The organism is Fictibacillus barbaricus, from assembly GCF_031457135.1.
GTDB classification, from domain to species: Bacteria; Bacillota; Bacilli; order Bacillales; family Fictibacillaceae; genus Fictibacillus; species Fictibacillus barbaricus_A.
Map to the genome: position 1 here is coordinate 26,115 of NZ_JAVDWA010000006.1, position 22,141 is coordinate 48,255.

Here is a 22,141-nt window from a genome sequence, read left to right on the forward strand (position 1 = left end):
TTCTCCTTTTTGTTAACCATTTTAACCACCTATGAGAAGAAATAAGCAGGAATTTAAAATAAAGGCGGTATGGTAAACTTTGTTGTCCTTAGGAATGGTTGATTTGTATTTAGGATGCCCGTTTGCGCTATTGGTAAGGCGTGCTTCTATAGTTAGATATGCTACTGAATTTGCTGGATTGGGCTCTTTAATTGTTGGAATACGCGCTGCGTTTGTGGGATTGAGCTCTTCATTTGTTGGATTACGCGATGCGTTTGTTGGATTGGGCTCCTCGATGATAGGATTACGCGGTATTTTGGGCGGATTGTTCATGAGAAGCTAGAAACGCCTCAAAATAAAAGAGTTCCCTCTTATAATCAGAAGAAACTCAAGATGTTAATTATTAATGCAAAACTGATTTACTCCATTCTTCGTAAACGGCATTAGGCGCATTCCAGCATAGCCATGACACCATCGTTTTGATCCCATGCTGGCTAACTTCCCAGTATTCCCAGCGTCTTTTGGAAAGATTTTCATAAATACCTGTTTGATTAACCCAACCATCCATATGGAACGCCTCCTAATATTTATTACTTAAAAATTTCTTGATAAACGTTAAATTTCCTTTTTTTTACGTTTGAGAAACTTCGACAAAAGGTAACATATTATTGCAAAATCATATTAATAGTTTACATAGATAAGGGGTTTATCATACATGCATATAGAAAAAAAGAATCTATGGAATATGCCCACTTTGGAGCTGGCTCAAAAATTATTAGGAATGGAGCTTATCCATGAAAATGAGGATGGCGTTACATCAGGTTATATTGTGGAGACGGAGGCATATCTAGGTCCCGAGGATAGGGCCGCACATTCATTTGGTAATCGAAGAACAGCCAGAACAGAAGTGATGTTTCATGAAGCTGGCACCATTTATACGTACTTTATTTACGGGATGCACACCTGTTTTAATGTTGTATCTGGTCCTGTTGATAAGCCTGAAGCGATTTTAATCAGAGCTATTGAACCTGTAAAAGGTATTGATATTATGAAGAATAGGAGAACCGGTATTAAAAAAGAAGCACAGCTTACTAACGGTCCTGGCAAACTTTCAAAAAGTATGGATTTTCGGCTTTCGCACAGCGGTTTGAAAATAAACCATTGCAAAATTAGTATACAAGATGGTATTTCTGTACTTAAAAAAGAAATTTGTTCTGGTCCAAGAATTAATATTGCTTATGCAGAAGATGCAGTTCATTACCCCTATCGTTTTTGGATAAAAAACAACCCTTACGTATCTCGTTAATACGAAGGGTTAATTTCATTTTCAACGGAAACTGCCGCATCAACATCCAGCAAATCGATAGAGACAGACCGGTTGGTTTCCTGCATCCATGTTAGATGATGATACGCTTGTTTCTTTAATGAAACATATTTTGTTTGCATGATGAAGAGCCAGACAAGTAAAAACAATGTTGTTTTTACTGTGCTTTCTAGAGTGAATTTCATAGAATTGATCGGCAGAACGCCTGCTGCAATACTAGATATCAAACCGATAAATAGCGCTGCGAGTAAAAATAAGGATTGATTGCTGCGCAAAAACCTCACACGCTGCTGAAGGTAATTTTGAATAAACAGCCGCTCTTGGCTATTAAACTGAAGATACTTGCTTTTCGCTGATTTGGCGTTTCCAACTAACCCTTTTGAACGTTCTTTCTGCCATAGGTTCTGAAGAAAAAGAGAGTATTCAATATCTCTTGAATGTTCAAATGTCATTTTACGGTGAATGAAATTGTGCGATTGATAAAAAGTTATGATTCTGTTCACCGCTTCAATTAAAAGAATGCCAGCAATTATTGTGATCGCGAATACAAACCAAAACGAGTTCATGCCGCTTTCAAAAAGCTCTTTGATCGGATAAACTGCTGTTTTTATTTGGACCCATATTACCTTGTTTGCCAGTAAGAATAATTCTAGCCATTTTTCCAAAGAAATCACTCCGAAACATCAGTATGTATTCTTCCATTTTAACATGAAATCTACATCATCTTACATTTTTTTACTCAATTTCTTAAAAATCAAGTCTTAAAAATGAAAAAAAGCCACAGGGAATTTCCCTGCAGCTTTCTCTCCAATTCATTATGCACTGACTTCAGTTGTTTTAGAAGGACTAGCATGCTTATCTTCGCCTTTATCTACAATAACTGCACAAGCAGCATCTCCTGTAATATTAACGGCTGTTCTTAACATATCAAGCAAACGGTCTACTAAAAGCCCACGAAAAAAGAAAAGAATTTTCCGTGGGCTGTCTACCACAATACATAGACTTAGCCCATGTATAAAGTCTCTCTCCAAAAACGCTTACGAGGTTAGCTGTCGGATTAGGAAATTGAGAGTTATCCCTTTTGTATAAAACAAATTCATCCCTAGGCATATGCCAAAGTTGGTTCCCCCGCTTCTTCCCATTCGTATAGAACAGAAGAATTCAGCGAATCATATTATTATGCATTAATTTTATCAACATACTAAAAAATTTGTCAACATTTGTCCCATGTGAATTGTTCCCATTACAAGCATTGAACAATCTATGAATGTTTTTCCAAATTCTTTCTCTTACCCCATAAGCATGAAGAAAACTGCGAAATATGTAACAGGTTTTTATTTTCAGGGAGGTATATCAATATGAAAATTGTATTTTATGAAAAAGGTGATTTAAGCATTATCGTTGGGGCTTCGAAATTAAAAGGGGAGCTTACAATTGAACAAATAAAGAATGAAAGTGAAAAAAAAGCAAAAGAACTTGGTGAATTACTAGGCCGTGAAATCGGGTTCTTAATTGATATGAATGGCAAATTAGACGCGACATTTAAAAAATAAAAACAAGCTGACTCAGAAGCCGTAAACGTCTTCAAAGAGTCAGCTCTTTTTTGGGGGTTATTAAAGATAACTTTAAGGTTTCCATTGTTTAAATACCCAATTGCCCATTTTTAAATAACCTCTTCTATTCGGATGGAGCGTGTCAGAAAAATACATATTTTTTTCGATATTTTCGTAAAGCTCATAGGTAGAGATATATTTTGTTAATGAGCTCTCTTTACTAACATCAAGTATGGTATCATTCCAGCCCCGAATCACGTTAGGCGCATCAGGATCATATTCTTCTCCAAAATATGGATTGTATAGTCCCAGTACATAAATTTGAGCAAAAGAGTTGTTTTTTCTTACTATTTTCAAAGTTGTCGTAAGGTTTTTTCTTAATTGTTCTTTTCCAAGCAGTATGGGTTCTTTGGGCAGCTGTCTAAAATTCCAGCCTGCAGCCCGTCTGAAATCATTCGTCCCTATAAAAACAAACACATAATCCGCTTGTTTCAACGCCTTAATAACCACGCCATTATTTAATTGATGCAGAAGCTGATCTGACCTCTGCCCGCTTATACCAAAGTTGTTTAAAATCACATTTCTTCCTGTTTGTTTTCGGATATTATTTCGAACTACTCCAATGTAACCCATCCTTGTTGGGTCACCAACTCCATACGTTAATGAATCCCCAAGTGCTACAATTTTTATCGGCTGGTTTTTTTCTTGTCCGCTTGATTCATCGGTTTGTCCATACACTTGGAAAACAATAAAGAGTATTATGGCGAGAGCCGCTCCGCTTAATAACCACTTTTTTGAAACCTTCCGCACGTTATGCCCTCAATTCTAGTTAATTGTTTTGTTTTATTACTTTTTACCATAACGAGGGAAAATATCAAGTGCTGAATGTGTTATTTCATATGATAATCCTCTGTATCTATTTCAAATTCTGTCCATAAGTTTTCTTTATCATAGTGATACGTGTCTTTTTTCGTTAAAGAATGAATGAGTAAGGCAACACCTCCACATAATAGTCCTGCCGGTAATAAGGTAATTAAAAAACCAGTCATTTTAATCCCCTCCTGTACAAAACTATATGAAAGAATAAATGTCTTTATGAAAAGCTGTTTTTGTAAGCTTTGTTGCTTTTGGAAGTAGTTGATTTCCGTTCCAGGTCGCTCGCTTTCCGCGGGGCATGCGGTGAGCCACATTCGTACGTTTCACGTATAAGTGTCTCACCTGTCTAGCTGCAGCGGTTAGCCCCTCGAGGTCAAAAGTTCAATGGTCCCGAAGGCAAAAAGCGCCTTCTAAGTCCATTCCCCTTTTGCTTGTCGGGGCTGATCAAACCGCATCCGCTTTTCGGACTGCCCGCCTGTCCCGCAGGAGTCTCACACCTTCCTCTAAAATCAATTGGCAAAGAAGACAATAAAATGAGATTTGAAAGCAACAATCTTTTAGAAATGAGCCTTTTGAAAATAAGATTAAAAAAACAGACTTATGAAACCAGTTTCGATTGTTACCATGTTAAATCTTTATAACTAAGGGTATTAAAGCTATAGCAGAATTTTACGGAGGTGTACCAGTGGGGCTATTATTTACATTGCTCTATTTTGCAATCATTGCAATAGTTATTGAAATCAACGTACTTTTATTCACTTTCACAGGGCTGAAAAAAGAAATTGCCCGTTTTCAGGTTATCTCTATGTTCACGGCTACGGGCTTTACTACTGGGGAGTCCGAACTGATACTTGGACATCCCATAAGAAGACGGCTAAGTACTTTCCTAATTTTATTTGGTGTCTTCTCCTTGGCAGTTGTCATTTCTTCGATTAGCAACATATTATCGGATGAATTCCGTTCTATTGAACTTGGCATTATTTTTCTAGTCTTAATCGCCATTTATCTAATTTTATCCGTGCGAAGTTTACAAAAAAAGCTCCAAAAAACATTTAAAAAGCATTTACATAAAAAATATAGTTTGCGTGATCTTCCCATTCGTGAGGTTTTGTTCATGGATGAAAATGACATTGTTTTGGAGCTTCCGATTCATAACAATTCTTCGATAATCGGAAAAACTTTAGGTGAAGTAACCGAACAGGATGATGATTTAATTGCATTATTTATTAAAAGAGGGGATATTACGATCCGAAAAGAAGCTACTTCTACATCGATCCAAGAAGGAGATATTGTATTCTTATATGGCAGTGAAGAAGAAATTTCAAGTCGGTTTAAGGATGAAATGGAAGAACTTAAAAATAACGAGAAGAAGAATGAATAAGGAGAATCGTCATTCAATTCTTTTTGCAAACCTTTTAAGAATATCTGCTCTATATAAAGTGAGCTAAAAATACAAAGAAGGAGCCGGTCATGCTCCTTCCTTGTCTTACACTTATTTAAGTACAATTTGTTTGTTCATATTGTTTTTCATTTGATTTGAAAGTAAAACTTCTATATTGGAAGCATCCATGGGACGGCATTTGTAAAATCCTTGAATCTCATTACACTTCTGTTCTTTTAAATATTGGTATTGCTGCTCTGTTTCAACACCTTCTGCTACAACATTCATTTTCAGCGAATGAGCTAATGTAATAATCGCGGTGGCAATAGCAGAATCATCTGTTTCTGTACCAATTCCCCTTACAAAAGACTGATCAATTTTTAAGGTGTCGATCCGAAACTTTTTCAAATATCCTAACGAAGAATAACCCGTCCCAAAGTCATCCAATGCAAATTGCACTCCCATTTCCTTCAACAGATCGATTGTAAAAAAAATCGTTTCCTCGTATTTCATTAATGTACTTTCGGTTATTTCTAGTTCTAGTAATTGTGGAGGGATTTCTGTTTTTTCTATGACGGATTGTATAAAAGTGACTAAATCTCTTTGTAAAAATTGACGCGCTGACAAGTTTACAGCCATTTTCACATTCGGGTATCCTTTATCAATCCATTCCTTCGTTTGCATGCATGCGGTTTCCATGACCCAGGCACCAATCTTCGTAATCAATCCTGTTTCTTCAGCAAGCGGTATAAATTCACCTGGTGAGATCATTCCCCATCTCGGATGATTCCAGCGAATGAGAGCCTCAACAGCTAATATTCGCTCTTTTTTAATGGAATACCTTGGCTGATAATGAAGTATCAGTTCGTTATTTTCAATAGCATTATGAAGCTCATTTTCCATCAATAGACGTTCATAGCTGTTGCTGTTAAACCCACTTTGATAGTATTGATATGTATTTTTTCCATTCTCTTTTGCTCTGTACATTGCAAGGTCTGCATTTCTTAATAATACATTTGGATCACCACTGTCACATGGATAAACAGAAACACCAATGCTTGCCGTGATCCTAATCATTTCTTCCATTATATAAAGAGGTTCTGAAAAAAGATTTAATAGCTGAGACATGCTTTCGTTCATTTTTGAAAGATTAATATTCTCAAGAATGATAGTGAATTCATCACCACTCATCCTATAAATTCTTCCACAGCCTTTTGTGAATTTCTTCAGCCTTAAAGATACTTCTTTTAATACAAGGTCACCGAATGTATGGCCTAAAGAATCGTTAATAAATTTGAATCGGTCTATATCTAAAAATAATATACCTAGCTGCTGATTATTTTCATCAGCCTTGCTAAGAAAGCTTTCAAACTCTTCCGAGAATGACCTTCTATTTGGCAGTCCAGTAAGCTGGTCATAATAGGCCATTCTTTTAATGACTTCTTCATGTTTGTTTCTTTTTGTAATATCCCTCGCTATAACTACGATGTTTTCAATTTCACCAGATTCTTTTAACACTGGCATAGCTCTTGCTTCAATCGGGATATATCCCCCATTTTGATGCATATACCGAAATTGAACTTCTAAAGGCTTTTTATCTCTTAATAGCTTTGAAAACATTTTAGAAACAAAATCAATATCATCTGGGTGTGTGTATGTTAAAAAAGAATTACCTAGATTCGCCTCAATTCCAAAGATATGACGATAGGAAGGTGATGTATATTTCACTTTTCCTGCCGTATCCAGCGTAACAATTAAATCTGTGATATTTTCAGTCATTGCCCTGAATTTCGCTTCACTCTTCCTTAATGCCTCTTCTTTTTGTTTTTGCTCAATTGCCAGCCCAGCCAAATGTGTAAATGCTTCCATTGTCCGCCATTCATTTTCATCAGGTGATGCAGGGTGTTTAAAATATACAGCAAGAATCCCTAGGAGCTGATTGGATGATGAGAGAATTGGGTGGCTCCAGCACGCTTTTACACCATGCTTTAGTGCCATCTTCTTTTTTTTATTATTTTTCATCTCGTTAGCTATGTCTTTTAAAATGACAGGTGTGTAAGAATAAGCCGCTCTTCCGCAGCTCTCCTCAACCGGACTAATCTCAATCTGGTGTATTTCCTGTATAAAAATTTCCGGTAATCTGCTTGAAAAGGCATATTCAAGTTTTTGATCTCTTTCATTTGCGAGATGGATGCACACTTGGGATCGGGGCATAGCCGCTTCAAAATTAAGTGAGATTGCCCTAAAAACATCCTGAAGATTACTGCCCTTTGCAATCATTTCCAAGATGAGCTTTTGGCCAATTAACTGGGATTCCACGTTTTTCTGCTCAGCATAAAGAAGCCGGTATTGTTCTTCTGTTTCTTCTAATTTCGCGGCAATTATCTTTGCTTCGGTAAGATCTTTTACAGCAGCTAAAAGAAATGTGCATTCTCCATGTTTATTTAAAATGGGAGTAATATATGTTTCAGCAACCTGCAATTTCCCATTATTTTCACTTTCCGTTTGAAAATGAACAGGTTGTTTTGAATGTAATGTCTTTTCATAAAAGTTTTGTAATTTACTAGCCAATTCTTCATTTAGCACGTCTTGCATTCGCTTCCCAATGGCATCACGAGTAAGACCCGCGTATTTTAATGCCGCATCGTTTGCAGCAGCGTAACGAAATTGGTTATCTGCATCGATTTTCATTAAAAACATCATATCGAGAAATCCATTAAACAATGTGTCAATCTCTGTCTGATCTTCTATTTGAAACATATTATGGTCTCCTCAACAATTCAATCAATTAAATACCCAAAATTCTGAATGTTAATACAAGTATAGTAAATTACTCCTCCTTTTTCCATAAAAATTGCTGTTTTCGTTAAATTTTGAAACAGTCGATTTCCGTTCTAGGCTGCTCGCTTTCCGCGGGGCAGACGGCGAGCCACATTCGTACGTTTTACGTATAAGTGTATCGCCTGTGCGTTTGTAACAGGGCTAAAAAAAAGAAAGAACCCCCATATAAGATATGAGAGTTCCGAATCGTACTTAAGTATAAAAAAAAGAACCTCTCCCCAAGAGGTTCAGAAATCATTGCCGTCTTAAAGGCTTACCCTACTTCTTTTACAGTCATTGGAACGAAAGACAATAATACAGCGATTATATTATTGATTTGTTCCGGGGTAATATGTATCCCATCATTTGCCACTAATTCTTCTTTAAGACGGATTAACGTGTCAGCTTCCTCTAGCCTAGAATCCATCAAACAATAATCAATTGTATTTAACAACTCAAGCAATTGATTATTTTTATTGGTAATGTAATATGTAGTGTTCACCAATAAACACCCCCTACTACCATTATTAACGATACTGAGGTCATTTTCCTACAAAAACAATTCGTCAAATGACGACATATCTTACTTTTTATGGGTTTTAACCCATATTGCCTATGCGTTTATGTCGAATGCAGTCGAATAGACGTGGAAAAAGTCCTAGAATGTTTTATTCTGTAATCGGGAAATATTCACAACTTTAAAAAAAAATCGAAAATTACTTTAGTTAAATAACTTTTGTAATGAAGCAAATGGCGAAACATCTTCTTCGGTTTTTGTTTTGTAAACGAGTTTCTCTGGCTCAAAGAGTTTAGATTCTAAATAAGACGTTGGATTCTTTGAACAAACGATTTCCTTGAACATTTTCTTGAGGATTAGTGCTGTATTTATAGCATCGTCCAATGCCCTATGCTTAGAACCTTCATATGTGAGCTGTATGGTTTGGAGTGCTCTTGACAGTCCAAAACGGAACCCCTTTTCACTGTCATGAAGCATGCTAAAGTGAAATTGAAGATCATTATGATTAACAATCCATTCAATATCGGATTGATGAAAAGTAGAATCTGTAATAAGTGCCCACTTATCTTCAGGACCCCAAGAACATAAATAATACTCATCCGGTCCAATCCATGATCGGAAGCTTTGTATGGCTTCAGTATAGGAAGGAGCTGAAATCAAATCACGTTTTGTTATTCCTGTCAGGTTCGTGATGCGGGAATTTAATTTATCCATTTTAGGCTGTACGAAAGATTGAAAAGTATCAATCTGAACCAATTCACCATTGATTACACGCATTCGTACTGCACCGATTTCTATAATTTCCGACAGACGGTTCGTCATTTCTAAATCATAAACAATATATTGCATCCTATTCACCCCTGCCTTTTTATCATTTATGAACTGAAGAACGGATGGCTCCTTCATATTGTAGATGATTTTTTATGTGATTTGTTAATAAATTGAAATATTTCCTAAAATTTATTGCAGCATCCCATCCCCCATGCTTATAAGTTTAAATTTGCTGGGCTCTTAAATACTATTCTATTCTCCAGACTCAAGAAGTTTCTTAAACTGTCAAACTTTTCATTATGAAATTAGTATTAATTTTGTTAACATTAATGTTATCTAGTTTTAAAAAAAGATTTACATAAAGAGGGATATATGATGAAAAAAATGATATTGTTATTTTCATGTGCGGCAGCTTTAGTCATTTCTGCTTGCTCCAAAGATGAGGCAAAGCCCGCTCAGCCAGCTGCTGCCCAAGCTGAAGACGGAAACAAAAAGTCTGCTTCACCTTCTTCTCAAAAAGATGAAAATGCCACTGAAGCTTCTGCCAATCAATCCGATGAAACCGCTACAAACGAGGAGTCTGAAACGACTGATGTAGATGGTGAAAAAAAAGATTACTTATCGAATGATCACGAATTTGTGGCCAGCGAACTAGCAAATTTAAGTGAAAATCAAGTTAGCGACAAATGGGGCCAGCCGCAAAAATCAGAGAATGTTAAATTCCGCTATTCTGGAACATCTAACTTCGTGCCTGCTGTTGTCCATTATTACCAAAATGAAAAGTATGCGGTCACTTTTGTCCAAGGTAAAGCGGCACGGCTTGTTTACTATGTTGCAGATCAAGAAATTCCATTTGATGATGATGAAGAAAGAGTGAAGGCACTTCAACTTGCTGGTCTCCCGACAGACGCTGAAGAAACAACTGACACAGATACTGCTTATGTTTGGAATAATATTGGCGGTGTTTATGAAGTGACAATGTTTTCAAAAGCGAATATGGTAGATTATCTCTATATCACTCTTGATGAAGCTTACAAATAAACTTTAGACAAAAACGAGACATTGTTTCAATAAATCCGCTATTATCACCGTTTCTAAGCTTATCCTACTTGCATAAGATAGATTGAGGAGAGAAATCGGCTTCTCGCAGTGCAAGAAGAGGAGTGAAACCATGTCTAGTTTTACGATTATAGTAGTACTATTCGTCCTGCTCATTATTGTCGGAGCCGTTTCCTATGGCGGAAATGGATGCTGCTGTGTTTATCCATCTCCGTACGGGTATGCGTCTAACGCACCAATCAATGGGTATTGGAACGCATAATACTAGATGAAAAGAGGAAGTCACCGATTGGGGACTCCCTCTTTTTTTTAGTGCATTGGCTTTTTAAAAAGCATGTTTCTTTATAGCTTCTCTCTCATACTATCTGCAATCGGTTCTACCTCTGAACCTACTACTACTTGTATGTTTTGGTTATTTAATTTGACTAGCCCTTTTGATCCTGCCTTTTTAAGAGCTCCTTCATCTACTTTTGTAATATCCTTAATCTGCAGACGCAAGCGTGTAATGCAGTTTTCTAGCAATACGATGTTTTCTTTTCCGCCCAATGCCGCTAAATATTCATTTGCTGCAGCATCATACTTTTCATTTGCTGTGGCAGCTGTGGCAGCAGCCTCTGCTACAACAACATCCTCATCTTCACGCCCTGGAGTCTTTAAATCTAGTTTTACGATTACATAACGGAACACAACGTAATAGAGCACAAAGTATACAGCACCTATAGGCAGCAGAAGCCAGCCATTATGTGCTTTACGTATGTTTAAGAAATAATCGAGTGCTCCTGCTGAGAACGTAAATCCATGGTGAATATCAAGAAGTACAGCGACTGCCATCGATACAGCTGTTAATAATGCATGAATAACATATAACAGCGGAGATAAAAACATAAAAGCAAATTCGATCGGCTCGGTAATACCTGTTACTAGCGAAGTAAGTGCCATACTTCCAAGCATTCCCGCTACTGCCGCTTTACGGTGTTTTTTCGCAGTATGAATCATAGCTAAGCAAGCAGCTGGAAGCCCAAACATCATAACCGGGAAGAAACCAGCCATGTAAAAACCAGCTTTAGGATCATTTGCAAAGAATCTGGAGAGGTCTCCTGTTACTTTTCCGTTTTCCCCTGTAAACTCTCCATATACAAACCATAAGAAACTATTTAATACATGGTGAAGTCCTAAAGGAATCAAAAGACGGTTAAAGAAACCAAAAATAGCAGCACCTAATGCTCCTGCACTTGTGATCCACTCACCGACATTTTCTAATCCCATTTGAACATATGGCCAAACGACCCCGAATACGATAGCCAAAAGAACCATGGTTCCTGCCGTAATAATCGGTACAAAACGTTTGCCTCCAAAGAAAGAAAGCCAGTCCGGGAGTTTCGTATTACTAAATTTATTATATAATAGCCCTGCAATAACCCCTGCTAGAATTCCTCCAAGGACCGACATATCAAATTCTTTTGTACCCATTACTGTCTCTGCAAAGGATTTCCCGCCTTCTGTTAATACGAAATATCCAATAGCACCGGAAAGACCAGCTGCCCCATTACTGTCTTTTGCTATACCTACAGCTACGCCAATCGCAAAGATGAGAGCTAAATGACCAAATATCGCGTTACCTGCTGCAGCCAAAAACGGAATGTCCAGCATGTCTGACTGACCAAAACGCAGCAATAAACCGGCTGCGGGAAGAACTGCGATTGGCAGCATAAGTGCCCGGCCAATTCGTTGTAAGAAACCCAACATGACAACCTACCCCTTTCATTTTTGAGAATACAATTTTATAGCATCTTTCAGTCTGCCGTTCTGCTTCTCTACATAACCTTTTGCTTCATCCGCTGAAACGCCTGTAATCAGCTGGAAAATAGCAGCTTTTGTGTTTCCGTTTTGTTCTTTTAAAGCTGTATCTGCCTCTTCTTCAGATACGCCTGTGGCTTCCACAATGATATTTCTTGCCCGTTGCTTTAGCTTTTCATTCGTCGGTTGTACATCAACCATCAAATTGCTGTACACTTTCCCCCACTTAATCATGCTCGTTGTTGAAATCATGTTTAATACAAGCTTTTGGGCAGTACCTGCTTTCATTCGCGTTGACCCTGTAACTACTTCAGGACCTGGTACGACTACTAAACTCGTATCTGCCAGTTTTTCCATTGGAGAGTTCATGGAACATACTAATGCCGCTGTATGTGCTCCTTGCTGCTTCGCATATTCCATGGCTCCAAGGCAGTATGGCGTTCTTCCAGATGCGGCAATAGCAACAACAACATCTTTTTCAGTTATATTCTCTTTTTGCAGATCACTTTTCCCTAGTTCAGCATCGTCTTCTGCACCTTCAATCGCATTCCGAAGTGCGAATTCTCCGCCAGCAATAAGACCTATGACCAGCTTTGGATCTGTTCCATAAGTTGGCGGACATTCTGATGCATCCAATACTCCGAGACGCCCGCTCGTTCCTGCACCAATATAAAGCAATCTTCCGCCATTTTCGAAGGCTTCGACTGCTTTTTCAGCAACGATACTGATTTCCTTTAAAGCAGGTGTGATGCAACTGGCTACTTGTAAATCAGCTTCATGTATTTTTTGGACGACTTCTAAAGCAGAAAGTTCGTCGATATTCAGCGTATCCGGATTTCTTCTCTCGGTAGCCAATTTGGTTAAATCCATTTTGATCTCCCTTCGTGTTGTACTCATATATTGTTTTAGTTATGATCATCACTCTATGGGCAAAAAGGTAAACTTTTTTCCGCCGCCTATATATTTGAGCAGCGGCTTGCTTTCTTTACAAACCTTGCCTGCACCATTTACTTTTTTGTTCGCAGGCAGTTTCTGCAAACAAATCTGGAGTTCACCCGAATATCTCCCATACAGCGTGTTATCAACCGTTATATCGCCTTCATTAAAATAGTCATCTGTATAGGATTCGGGTTCATAATGAATTCCGGCTTCTCTGGATGCTGCAGATCGAATGACATATTGTGCAGCATCCATACGATTCATGTGAACCGTATTATAAAACCTTTCATAGTCTTTGTTAAATTTCACATAGAGCGGTATAACTTGTTCCGTTAAAAATTTTAGTTCATTGACCGAATGATCAGAGAGGCTAATATCTCCTGCACAAATTTTATCCGTGCCCAATTTTTTTAGTTCTAATGCTGATTCTAATGGGGTTACATTTCGATGATCTTCAATCGTTGGGAGCCTTTCCTGCAGTGGTCCTCTTAATTTTTGGTTTCCCGGAATAAAGGCCATCGTTTTCAGTCCATATTGATGAAACATCTCATTGCGTTCTTTTAATGCCATTTTAGAAATCCCTGTAAAAGGCTTCGGATAAAAATTATGCCATGCTTCTGCCTGGCTGGTATTTAGCCCTTCTTCAACAAGGTCTTTCAGCTGTTCTTCATCAATTGTACTTGCATTAAGTCCGACTTTTAGAGAATGGGACAGCCAAGCAATCTGCTTAGCTGTAAACCCATAATCCAATCTCACTCCTGTTATTCCCCATTCCTTCAGAATCGGAAGTTCACGAAACGCTATACCTAATCGTTCAAGGGATGCCGGTGATAGATCTGCCATTACATCCATATGAACGCTTTGAGCTGTTTCTCCTAGCCTTTTTACTTTTTCCGTAAACGAAACACCTTCCCCTTTTTCTTCTGGAATGTGTAAAGAAGTAAAAATGTATTGAAATCCGTTTTCAGCACATTTTTGAATCCAATTTGTATTAAAAGATTCAGGCTCGCTTAAATAAATGGATATCCCTAAGCACAAAAAGCATTCAACTCCTGTTTAAATGTCTTTAGCCATGCTTTCTTTAAATCCAAATGTCCATGTAAAGATAAATCCAAAGATATAAGCAATAGCTAATCCTATAATATAAAGCAGCATTTGATTGGTATTTACTAAGAACACAAGCGGGATACCAGAAACGCCGATCGCAATTGTCGCAACTTTAAAGAGGGCTTGGAATGCTCCTCCAACAGCAGCTCCTAAACACGCTGTTAAGAACGGACGGCCAAGCGGAAGAGTAACACCGAAAATTAACGGCTCTCCAATTCCGAGCATGCCTACTGGAAGACCGCCTTTAATCACTTTGCGCAGTCTTTGATTTTTCGTTTTAAAGTAAATGGCAAATGCCGCTCCAACTTGGCCTGCTCCACCCATTGCAAGAATCGGAAGTAATGGATCATCACCTATTGTGTTAATAAGTTCCATATGAACAGGAGTCAGTCCTTGGTGAAGTCCTGTTACAACCAATGGTAAGAATGTACCTGCTAGAATAAGTCCAGAGAAAACACCGCCAATATCAATTAGGTTTAATAACCCTTTTGTAATTAAATCTGATAAAAAACCGCCAACAGGCTGAAGAATATATAAGGTAGCAAATCCTGTAATTAATAACGCAAGTGTAGGTGTTACGATAATATCAATAGCTGCTGGAACAACCTTTCGAATACGCTTTTCTAAAAATGCGATTAAAATAGCTGCAAGCATAACTCCGATTAAACCACCGCGTCCAACAACTAATGCTTCACCAAAAAGCTTAATGTTAGCAAGTCCTGGGTTGATAAGCAGAATACCAGCCGCTCCTCCTAAAGCAGGTGTTCCTCCAAACTCTTTCGCTGTGTTGATCCCTACGAACACTGCCAGATAACCAAATACTCCCCAGCCAATCAACCCAAGCATTTGAATGAATGAAGAATCTGGGTTTGCATCTAATCTTAGTGCTACGTTCGTGATTCCTGCGATCAAACCAGATGCTACGATCGCTGGAATTAACGGAATGAATATACTCGCGATTTTGCGTAAAAATTGTTTGAATGGTGTAGCATTTTTCTTATTGATGGCATCTTTATTCATACGTGCCATCTGCTCAAGGTCCATCGGGTCTGTTTCATCAACAGCATGAATATTCATGCCTGTTTCTTCACTCATCGCCAGTGTTACTCTGTTCACAATTCCTGGACCTACGATGATTTGAAGTGTATCATCTTCTACAACACCTAACACACCATCCACATCTTTTAATCCAGCCATATTTACTTTAGACGAATCATGCAGGTTCACCCTGATTCTTGTCATACAGTGCATCAACGTTTTAATGTTAGATGCGCCGCCGAGGTTTTCTATGATGCTTGTGGCCATTTGCTGCTCTTTCCCCATTTTACCTTCCCCCTTTTTGAAATCGCTTTCATTTTTATATAAAACGCTACTATTAGCGTTTCATATCAATCATAAATTTGTAGCGGTCTCCGCGGTATACGGAGTGAACAACTTCGAGTGGTTTTCCGTTTGTCAAATACGTTTGTCTTTGTATAAGCAAGACAGGTGCGCCTTTGGCAATCTCTAAAATCTCACTCTCTTTTTCTCGTGCAATAGAAGCCTCGAGACTTTGTGTCGCATAATCGATATGAAATCCTGCTTGTTCTACTTGAGAATACAGTGAGCCGTCTTGAATATGGCTTTCTTGCAAATGTATTAATTGTGCCGGAACGAAAGTAGTTTCGATCGCCATCGGCACATCGTTTGCTAAACGAACCCGTTTAATCTCATAAATTTCATTGTTATGGGATATTTCCAGCACCTTTGCAATTTGATGATTAGCTTGAATGGTTTGAAAGGATACGAGTTTAGAAGCTGGCTTATATCCTCTCGCTTTCATATCTTCAGTAAAACTGGTTAAGCCTAATAACTTTTGCTCAATTTTTTTACCGGATACAAACGTCCCTTTACCTTTTCGCCTTGTTAAATAGCCGTCATTCACTAAATTGTTGATTGCTTGACGGACTGTCATGCGGCTCACTTCATAGTTTTCAGCGAATTCTCTTTCGGACGAAATCATTGACCCAGATTCCCATTCTCCTTTATCAATCTTAAGTTTAATCGCCTCTTCAATTTGATAATAAAGAGGTACTGGTGATGTTTTATCAATAATCATAAGAATGATTCAACTCTCCTTATCTAGAAGCATTCTTGCACCTTGATCTGCCAGTACAGTCACATTTGGATGCATGGTCAAAGCTGTAGCAGGAATCTCTTCATTTAAAGAACCTTTTAATAGTTCCATAACAGCTCGTGCTTTACGTTCACCGGCAGCCAGTAAAAGGATTTCTTTGCTTTCCAATATCGTACCGATCCCCATCGTAATGGCTTCAGTTGGCTGTTCTTCATTGGTAAAATATTTAGCGTTAGCTTGAAGGGTGGATGGTGTAAGCTTAACGACATGCGTTCTAGCGTCAAAATTTGTTCCTGGTTCATTAAAACCGATATGTCCATTCTCTCCGATACCTAAAACCTGCACATCAATACCGCCGAGCTTGCTGATTAATCCTTCATACCTGACACATTCATCCTCCAGATTATCCGCTTTTCCATTAGGGAGATGTGTATGCTCAGAAGGGATATCAATATTTTGAAAAAAGTGTTTCTCCATATAGTTGTGATACGTTTCAGAACCTGCATACTCATCCAAATTTACCGTATAGACGTGCTGATAAGATTGCTTATATTCATTACTATATTTCGAAAGGTATCGGTACATGCCTAATGGCGTATTGCCAGTTGGCAAGCCAAAGACCAATCTGTCCGCGGACTTTATTTTTGCAAATAAAATCTCTGCCGCCGTCCGGCTTAATTCTTCTTCATCAGTAACGGAAATAAGATTCATGCTTACTCCTCCTTCCGATGATAGGAAAGCTCCCCGCGGCAAAAGGTCATAAGGATTTGATGGTCCTGAGAAAGCACCGTGATATCTGCATCTTTCCCTTTTGAGAGGCTGCCCTTTCTATCAAAAACCTTCAGTTCCTTTGCAGCATTTGCACTCGTCATTTTGACAATGTCCGATAATGAACAACCTGTGTACTGAATCATATTTCTCACCGCATTATCCATACTTAAAATACTGCCTGCGAGTGTTCCGTCCTCAAGTCTTGCCTGGCCATCCAACACTGTCACATGCTGACCGCCTAGTGTATACTCGCCATTACCTAATCCTTTTGCACGCATGGAATCCGTAATCAGCAAGGTCCGGTCAGCTCCTGTAGAATGAAAAGCAAGCTTTATCATTTCTGGACTTGCATGAACACCGTCAACAATCATTTCTACCATCAGTTCGTCTTGAATGAGAGCTGCACCTGCTACTCCTGGGTCTCGATGATGGATGCCTCTCATCCCATTAAACAAATGAGTGACGTGTGAAATACCTGATTCGATTCCCTCTTTTACTTCTTTAAAAGTGCTGTCACTATGTCCAATCGATGCAATACAGCCCGTATTATTTAAGTAGTTTGCGAGACTATGCCCTCCTTCTGCTTCCGGTGCAAGTGTTACTAGTTTTATATGATTTTCAGAAAGCTGCTGCAATTCTTTAAACAGATTGACATTCGGTTGTTTTATGAATTTTTTCGGCTGAGCTCCTGCACGTTTCTCTGATATAAAAGGACCTTCTAGATGGATGCCGATAATTTCTGCAGATCCTGGCTTTTGTCCCTTTATAAAAGAAGCTGTTTGAATCAGTGCTTTCTCGATAGAATCGATATTTTCGGTCATCGTTGTGGCTAGAAAAGAAGTAGTCCCTTCAGCAGGAAGGGCTCTCGCCATTTTATTAAGCACATCTTCTGTTCCGTCCATGACATCTGCTCCGGCAGCTCCATGAATATGCACATCGATCATGCCAGGAATCATGACAGATCCTTCAGCAATCACATACGTTTTTATTTCTTCTTCGTTTGGAAGCGGATTTTTCTTGCCGATGTAATCAATTTTTCCGTCTTTGATAAAGAGGAAGCCACTTTCTACGTATGTACCATGTTCATCTATATACGCACCGTTCAATAAAATAGGTTGATCCATGTCCACTCCCCTTTATCACTTTATGTAAAGAGTATCATTCCTATGACTAGTTGTCTATACCAGTCAGAAAATTCAAACAAAAAATAGCTAAGGTCATTTTACCCTAGCTATTTTTTAGATTAATAGAGTAAATATTTCTCTCTTAATTTTTTAAATTGCTCTAGCTCATCGTTATAACGTGAAACAATATCCTCTACTGAACTGCCAGATTCGATAGCTTCTCTTACCCAACCGTTTCCGATTAAAAGGTCGAAGTAAGATTTCCCTGCACTGTCCTCTGCGCGGAAAGCAAAATCATCAGGATACATATCGTGGATTGTTTTCACCAACGCTATACCTGTTAAAACAGGCTGAAATAATTTTTCGTCTGTTACATGTATTTCGACTCCATGAGAGAGTTTCCCAGTAAACTTTGAGGTCGATGGAATAAAAGATGCAGAACGGAACTTCACACCAGGAAGTGCTTGTGCATTTAATGCGGATGCCAAGTCATCTCCATTAATAAAAGGTGCACCGATTAGCTCAAACGGCTTCGTAGTCCCTCTTCCTTCTGATACATTTGTACCTTCGATTAATGCGCTGCCTGGATATACGAGTGCAGTGTCTTTTGTCGGCATATTCGGTGACGGAAGAACCCAATCCAGTCCACTTTCTTCATAAGTCCAAGATCTTTTCCATCCTTTCATCTTTACCACTTCTAAATCGGCATTAATATTGAATTCTTTATTAAATAATTTTGCCAGCTCGCCAACCGTCATGCCATGTCTTAAAGGAATCGGATACAATCCTACAAATGAAGAATATTCAGGGTCTAAAACTGGTCCCTCTACTTGTGAACCACCGAGCGGATTTGGACGGTCCAAGACGACAAAAGGGATGTTGTTTTCTTTAGCCGCTTGCATGGCATATGCCATTGTATAAATGTACGTATAGAAACGGGTTCCTACATCTTGAATATCAAACACTAAGACATCAATACCATCCAGCATCTCAGGAGTAGGCTTTTTCGTTGGTCCATATAGACTGTACACAGGAAGGCCTGTTTTAGGATCTGTATAGAATTCTACATACTGTCCAGCTTGCGCGCTCCCTCTTACACCATGCTCCGGACCGAATAATGCTTTTAACTCGATTTTCGGATTATTGTATAACACATCAACAATGCTGTTTAAATTTCGGTCTACTCCGGTTGGGTTCGTAATTAACCCCACCTTTTTACCTTCTAAAAGAGATAGTTTTTCTTTTTGAAGCATTTCAAGACCCGTTTTAAAGTTTTGCCTATGATAATGATCGTAATTGCTCTTATTTGCGTTTATTGATTGCGTATTTGGAAGAACAACCGAAAGCGCGAGCATGAAAACTAATAATAATCCCCATTTTTTCATCGTGATTTTCCTCCTCCTTTTAATAACCTAAACCATGGCCAAATGGATAAAGAACAGAATCTGCATCTTGATAAATCGTAACTGGAAGCTTTCCTGTTGGATTGTTCATTCCAAAAATGGTTTCTGCCGTGGCTTTAAAACTGGCGTCTCTGAAACCATATTGAGCAAGATAAGCCGTTACATTCGGGAATGCCATAATGTCGTAAGGGTTTCGAATTCCAACGGCAACTGTTTTATTGGGAGCTGCTTGAATCACTTGGTTAACCATCTGCATCTGTGCACTTGATGGTAATCGGCCCGATACGTTGAACGTGTATGTTCCTAATACAACTAAATCTGCGTTGCGTACTTTATTAAGCTGTTCTTCATTAAGCTTTTGCGCTGACTGGATCAATTCCACAGAAGGCTTATAGACTGACAAAGCCTGCTGAAGAGATTGACTGTATGTGTTTCCGATAACAACAACTGAATCGACATTGTCTTTATTTACAGGAAGCAACCCACTGTTTTTTACTAATGTGATAGACTTGCGTGCCACTTCTTTTTCAACTTCCTTATGAACACTGTTTCCAACAACATTTTGAGCATTTGCTATTTTTTCTTCCACTGGTTTATCTGTCATTTGTTTAAAGATTCCACGTTTTGCTTTTAACGTTAAAAGGCGCTCTACAGATTCATTTACTCGTTCTTCTTTGATTTCTCCGCTTTTTACTGCATCATATAAACCATTTGCAACTTCTTCTAGACCAACTGGCATCAAAACAATATCTGTTCCCGCATTCACAGCTCGAATGGCAGCATCCACTGGTCCAAAATGATCAACGATTGCTTGCATATTGAGTGCATCTGTTGAGATAACACCTTTAAAGCCCATTTCTTTTCTCATCAAGTTCGTTAAAACTTCGTATGACAAAGTTGCAGGAAGGTTTATCTCTGTACCGTCTTTTTTGGAAATTACAGTTGTAGGATCAATCTTCGGGAACGTAACATGTGCTGTCATGATAGCATCAATCCCTTGATTCATCGCTTGCTGGAATGGATAGAGTTCCACTCTCAATAACCGTTCTTTATCATGGGGAACAGAAGGTAAACCAAGATGTGAATCGACTGCAGTGTCTCCATGACCCGGGAAGTGTTTTGCTGTAGCAGCCATCCCAGCACTTTGTAAACCTTTTGTGTAAGCCGTTCCTAATTCTGCAACTAACTTTGGATCTTCTCCAAAAGAACGAACACCAATAACAGGATTATCAGGATTGTTGTTCACGTCCAGTACTGGAGCAAGATTCATGTTGATTCCTAGCGAATCGAGTTCAGAACCGATGGATTTTCCGACTGATTCTGCCAATTCTGCTGACCTTGTTGCACCAAGCGCCATATTTCCTGGGAAATCGGTACCACTCTGCAATCGTGTCACAATTCCACCTTCTTGGTCGATTGACACCAAAAGACCATATTTCTCATTGGCTTTCTTGTACTCATCTACCAATCTTACTGTTTGCTCAGTCGTAACTACATTTTCACGGAATAAAATGACGCCTCCGAGATGATATTTTTTTACTAACGCTTTTATTTCTTCATTCATTTCAGTAACCGGCTGACCTTTCCAATTACGGAAATCCGGCATAAGCATTTGACCGATTTTTTCTTCCACAGACATCGCTTTAATCGCTTTTGAAATTAAATCGTATTTTCCACCTTTTTGTTTCTCGAATACTGCTTTTCCATGCTTAACAAGTATTCCAATTCTGTCGAATGCTTTGCCATCTGTAACAAAAATAAAGGTTTTCCCGTTATGGCCTCTTAATGTAACGGTGCCATTTTCAACAGATGCAACATTTTCATTTGTGGAGCCCCATTTCAGATTCTCCGTTACTTCTGCATATGTACCATCATGATGAGTTTGTAAAGCAGAAAGTTTAAGTGTATCTCCCTTTATTTCTTCACTAAGCTGGGGCATATTTTGAGCAATAATCAGCGTTTCTTTTCCCCATTGTTTAGCAAATACTTTTGATTGTCCTGTTCCAGCGAACAATGGAACAACCAAAAAGACAGCTAATAATACAGACCCTATCACCCTTAAAGCTTTCAATTTATCCAACCTCCTCAAATTTGGCAGCGCTTTCTTTCTTTGACACTTTTCGGTAAGAAAAGGAAGGTTCCTGTCGCTTCATGTAAAAACAGAACTTAAGTCCTCTCTCTCACTAGGACTAGTTGTCTATACCAATTCAATTTCTACTTTTCCTCAGTAAAAAATGCCCACAATCTTCTTCTTACTGTTTAACTGTTTAACTGTTAAGACCTTTCTATCTGTAAAAATTAAAAGCGGTTTTTTTGCTATCATTGTTATTTTTGAAATCAGCTGATTTCGGCTAAAGGATTCTCGCTTGCTTTACGTGAAGGGGTCTACCTGTCCCCCTAATCGCGCTGGATGCTCCCGCCATTATATAACCCAAATCAATTTTCCATTTGAGGCAGTAAAAATTAATGCTTAATCAACCATCTTTTAAAAATAAACCTATTAAAAAAAGCCCCTTAATTTTGAGGGGCTTATGCTTTGATTTTAAGATTTCCCAACATAAAAAAATTACTTGTCACTTTCAAAGACAGAGGGTATAATTTTTC

Annotated in this window: 22 protein-coding genes, 1 pseudogene and 1 riboswitch; of the genes and pseudogenes, 5 read left to right on the forward strand and 18 right to left on the reverse strand. The window is 38.5% G+C overall.

Going from position 1 to position 22,141, the window contains the following annotated elements; all coding sequences use genetic code 11:
* Nucleotides 1-21: 21 nt before the first annotated feature.
* Nucleotides 22-312, reverse strand: a complete 291-nt coding sequence (locus J2X07_RS15320; RefSeq protein ID WP_310260577.1) for a hypothetical protein — start codon at nucleotides 310-312, stop codon at nucleotides 22-24.
* A gap of 70 nt (nucleotides 313-382) precedes the next feature.
* Entirely contained in the window at nucleotides 383-547 is a 165-nt protein-coding gene (locus tag J2X07_RS15325) for a hypothetical protein (RefSeq protein ID WP_310260579.1), read from the reverse strand.
* Between the two features lie 147 nt (nucleotides 548-694).
* Between J2X07_RS15325 and J2X07_RS15330 the strand changes: the two genes are divergently transcribed.
* Nucleotides 695-1,285, forward strand: a complete 591-nt coding sequence (locus J2X07_RS15330; RefSeq protein ID WP_310260582.1) for a DNA-3-methyladenine glycosylase — start codon at nucleotides 695-697, stop codon at nucleotides 1,283-1,285.
* Here the strand turns inward: J2X07_RS15330 and J2X07_RS15335 are convergent.
* Together J2X07_RS15335 and J2X07_RS15340 are read right to left on the reverse strand one after the other, a co-directional pair.
* Nucleotides 1,282-1,968, reverse strand: a complete 687-nt coding sequence (locus tag J2X07_RS15335; RefSeq protein ID WP_310260585.1) for a hypothetical protein — start codon at nucleotides 1,966-1,968, stop codon at nucleotides 1,282-1,284. The genes J2X07_RS15330 and J2X07_RS15335 overlap by 4 nt on opposite strands.
* Before the next feature lie 150 nt (nucleotides 1,969-2,118).
* A pseudogene (locus J2X07_RS15340) lies at nucleotides 2,119-2,247 on the reverse strand (cation:dicarboxylate symporter family transporter); the annotation flags it as partial.
* 74 nt (nucleotides 2,248-2,321) lie between these two features.
* A riboswitch (cyclic di-AMP (ydaO/yuaA leader) is annotated at nucleotides 2,322-2,480 on the reverse strand.
* A 181-nt stretch (nucleotides 2,481-2,661) separates the two neighbouring features.
* Here J2X07_RS15340 and J2X07_RS15345 point away from each other — a divergent pair.
* Nucleotides 2,662-2,856, forward strand: a complete 195-nt coding sequence (locus tag J2X07_RS15345) for a hypothetical protein (RefSeq protein WP_310260588.1) — start codon at nucleotides 2,662-2,664, stop codon at nucleotides 2,854-2,856.
* Nucleotides 2,857-2,928: 72 nt separating this feature from the next.
* Here J2X07_RS15345 and J2X07_RS15350 read toward each other — a convergent pair whose 3' ends face one another.
* Together J2X07_RS15350 and J2X07_RS15355 are read right to left on the reverse strand one after the other, a co-directional pair.
* On the reverse strand, nucleotides 2,929-3,666 hold the full coding sequence (locus J2X07_RS15350; RefSeq protein ID WP_310260590.1) for a GDSL-type esterase/lipase family protein: 738 nt from the start codon (nucleotides 3,664-3,666) through the stop codon (nucleotides 2,929-2,931).
* Nucleotides 3,667-3,746: 80 nt separating this feature from the next.
* Complete coding sequence (locus J2X07_RS15355; protein WP_310260593.1) at nucleotides 3,747-3,905, reverse strand: hypothetical protein; 159 nt, start codon at nucleotides 3,903-3,905, stop codon at nucleotides 3,747-3,749.
* Between the two features lie 512 nt (nucleotides 3,906-4,417).
* Here J2X07_RS15355 and J2X07_RS15360 point away from each other — a divergent pair.
* Nucleotides 4,418-5,113 (forward strand): TrkA C-terminal domain-containing protein, encoded by a 696-nt coding sequence (locus tag J2X07_RS15360; protein ID WP_310260596.1) that lies wholly within the window; start codon nucleotides 4,418-4,420, stop codon nucleotides 5,111-5,113.
* A gap of 111 nt (nucleotides 5,114-5,224) precedes the next feature.
* Here J2X07_RS15360 and J2X07_RS15365 read toward each other — a convergent pair whose 3' ends face one another.
* The 3 genes from J2X07_RS15365 to J2X07_RS15375 form a co-directional block, all read right to left on the reverse strand.
* Nucleotides 5,225-7,873: a sensor domain-containing phosphodiesterase gene (locus J2X07_RS15365; protein WP_310260599.1), complete on the reverse strand. Its 2,649-nt coding sequence runs from the start codon at nucleotides 7,871-7,873 to the stop codon at nucleotides 5,225-5,227.
* A 334-nt stretch (nucleotides 7,874-8,207) separates the two neighbouring features.
* Nucleotides 8,208-8,438: a hypothetical protein gene (locus J2X07_RS15370; protein WP_310260602.1), complete on the reverse strand. Its 231-nt coding sequence runs from the start codon at nucleotides 8,436-8,438 to the stop codon at nucleotides 8,208-8,210.
* Between the two features lie 216 nt (nucleotides 8,439-8,654).
* Nucleotides 8,655-9,299 (reverse strand): 3'-5' exonuclease, encoded by a 645-nt coding sequence (locus J2X07_RS15375; RefSeq protein WP_310260604.1) that lies wholly within the window; start codon nucleotides 9,297-9,299, stop codon nucleotides 8,655-8,657.
* A gap of 294 nt (nucleotides 9,300-9,593) precedes the next feature.
* On the opposite strand from J2X07_RS15375, the gene J2X07_RS15380 reads away from it, so the two are divergent.
* Together J2X07_RS15380 and J2X07_RS15385 are read left to right on the forward strand one after the other, a co-directional pair.
* Nucleotides 9,594-10,262 (forward strand): hypothetical protein, encoded by a 669-nt coding sequence (locus tag J2X07_RS15380; RefSeq protein ID WP_310260606.1) that lies wholly within the window; start codon nucleotides 9,594-9,596, stop codon nucleotides 10,260-10,262.
* 130 nt (nucleotides 10,263-10,392) lie between these two features.
* Entirely contained in the window at nucleotides 10,393-10,542 is a 150-nt protein-coding gene (locus J2X07_RS15385; RefSeq protein ID WP_310260609.1) for a YjcZ family sporulation protein, read from the forward strand.
* Nucleotides 10,543-10,622: 80 nt separating this feature from the next.
* Here the strand turns inward: J2X07_RS15385 and nagE are convergent, their stop codons facing one another.
* The 9 genes from nagE to nagZ all read right to left on the reverse strand — a co-directional run bounded on the left by nagE (nucleotide 10,623) and on the right by nagZ (nucleotide 21,608).
* Nucleotides 10,623-12,026: an N-acetylglucosamine-specific PTS transporter subunit IIBC gene (gene nagE, locus J2X07_RS15390; protein WP_310260612.1), complete on the reverse strand. Its 1,404-nt coding sequence runs from the start codon at nucleotides 12,024-12,026 to the stop codon at nucleotides 10,623-10,625.
* A gap of 15 nt (nucleotides 12,027-12,041) precedes the next feature.
* Complete coding sequence (gene murQ, locus J2X07_RS15395; RefSeq protein ID WP_310260615.1) at nucleotides 12,042-12,974, reverse strand: N-acetylmuramic acid 6-phosphate etherase; 933 nt, start codon at nucleotides 12,972-12,974, stop codon at nucleotides 12,042-12,044.
* A gap of 21 nt (nucleotides 12,975-12,995) precedes the next feature.
* Entirely contained in the window at nucleotides 12,996-14,054 is a 1,059-nt protein-coding gene (locus J2X07_RS15400; RefSeq protein ID WP_310260618.1) for a DUF871 domain-containing protein, read from the reverse strand.
* A gap of 18 nt (nucleotides 14,055-14,072) precedes the next feature.
* Nucleotides 14,073-15,446, reverse strand: coding sequence for a PTS transporter subunit EIIC (locus tag J2X07_RS15405; RefSeq protein WP_310260620.1), 1,374 nt, complete (start codon nucleotides 15,444-15,446; stop codon nucleotides 14,073-14,075).
* 52 nt (nucleotides 15,447-15,498) lie between these two features.
* Nucleotides 15,499-16,218: a GntR family transcriptional regulator gene (locus J2X07_RS15410; RefSeq protein ID WP_310260966.1), complete on the reverse strand. Its 720-nt coding sequence runs from the start codon at nucleotides 16,216-16,218 to the stop codon at nucleotides 15,499-15,501.
* Between the two features lie 12 nt (nucleotides 16,219-16,230).
* Nucleotides 16,231-16,950, reverse strand: a complete 720-nt coding sequence (gene nagB, locus J2X07_RS15415; RefSeq protein ID WP_310260622.1) for a glucosamine-6-phosphate deaminase — start codon at nucleotides 16,948-16,950, stop codon at nucleotides 16,231-16,233.
* 2 nt (nucleotides 16,951-16,952) lie between these two features.
* On the reverse strand, nucleotides 16,953-18,134 hold the full coding sequence (gene nagA / locus J2X07_RS15420) for an N-acetylglucosamine-6-phosphate deacetylase (protein ID WP_310260625.1): 1,182 nt from the start codon (nucleotides 18,132-18,134) through the stop codon (nucleotides 16,953-16,955).
* A 119-nt stretch (nucleotides 18,135-18,253) separates the two neighbouring features.
* A complete protein-coding gene (locus tag J2X07_RS15425) occupies nucleotides 18,254-19,519 on the reverse strand; it encodes an exo-beta-N-acetylmuramidase NamZ family protein (RefSeq protein ID WP_310260627.1) in 1,266 nt (421 codons plus the stop codon).
* A gap of 19 nt (nucleotides 19,520-19,538) precedes the next feature.
* Nucleotides 19,539-21,608, reverse strand: coding sequence for a beta-N-acetylhexosaminidase (gene nagZ, locus J2X07_RS15430; protein ID WP_425590186.1), 2,070 nt, complete (start codon nucleotides 21,606-21,608; stop codon nucleotides 19,539-19,541).
* Between the last annotated feature and the right edge of the window lie 533 nt (nucleotides 21,609-22,141).

Excerpts from the sequence above, each read along its gene's own strand:
- J2X07_RS15320 (WP_310260577.1), bottom strand. The coding sequence starts at position 312 with ATGAACAATCCGCCCAAAATACCGCGTAATCCTATCATCGAGGAGCCC.
- J2X07_RS15325 (WP_310260579.1), bottom strand. The coding sequence starts at position 547 with ATGGATGGTTGGGTTAATCAAACAGGTATTTATGAAAATCTTTCCAAA.
- J2X07_RS15330 (WP_310260582.1), top strand. The coding sequence starts at position 695 with ATGCATATAGAAAAAAAGAATCTATGGAATATGCCCACTTTGGAGCTG.
- J2X07_RS15345 (WP_310260588.1), top strand. The coding sequence starts at position 2,662 with ATGAAAATTGTATTTTATGAAAAAGGTGATTTAAGCATTATCGTTGGG.
- J2X07_RS15355 (WP_310260593.1), bottom strand. The coding sequence starts at position 3,905 with ATGACTGGTTTTTTAATTACCTTATTACCGGCAGGACTATTATGTGGA.
- J2X07_RS15365 (WP_310260599.1), bottom strand. The coding sequence starts at position 7,873 with ATGTTTCAAATAGAAGATCAGACAGAGATTGACACATTGTTTAATGGA.
- J2X07_RS15375 (WP_310260604.1), bottom strand. The coding sequence starts at position 9,299 with ATGCAATATATTGTTTATGATTTAGAAATGACGAACCGTCTGTCGGAA.
- J2X07_RS15380 (WP_310260606.1), top strand. The coding sequence starts at position 9,594 with ATGATGAAAAAAATGATATTGTTATTTTCATGTGCGGCAGCTTTAGTC.
- J2X07_RS15385 (WP_310260609.1), top strand. The coding sequence starts at position 10,393 with ATGTCTAGTTTTACGATTATAGTAGTACTATTCGTCCTGCTCATTATT.
- nagE (WP_310260612.1), bottom strand. The coding sequence starts at position 12,026 with ATGTTGGGTTTCTTACAACGAATTGGCCGGGCACTTATGCTGCCAATC.
- murQ (WP_310260615.1), bottom strand. The coding sequence starts at position 12,974 with ATGAGTACAACACGAAGGGAGATCAAAATGGATTTAACCAAATTGGCT.
- J2X07_RS15405 (WP_310260620.1), bottom strand. The coding sequence starts at position 15,446 with ATGGGGAAAGAGCAGCAAATGGCCACAAGCATCATAGAAAACCTCGGC.
- nagB (WP_310260622.1), bottom strand. The coding sequence starts at position 16,950 with ATGAATCTTATTTCCGTTACTGATGAAGAAGAATTAAGCCGGACGGCG.
- nagA (WP_310260625.1), bottom strand. The coding sequence starts at position 18,134 with ATGGATCAACCTATTTTATTGAACGGTGCGTATATAGATGAACATGGT.
- J2X07_RS15425 (WP_310260627.1), bottom strand. The coding sequence starts at position 19,519 with ATGAAAAAATGGGGATTATTATTAGTTTTCATGCTCGCGCTTTCGGTT.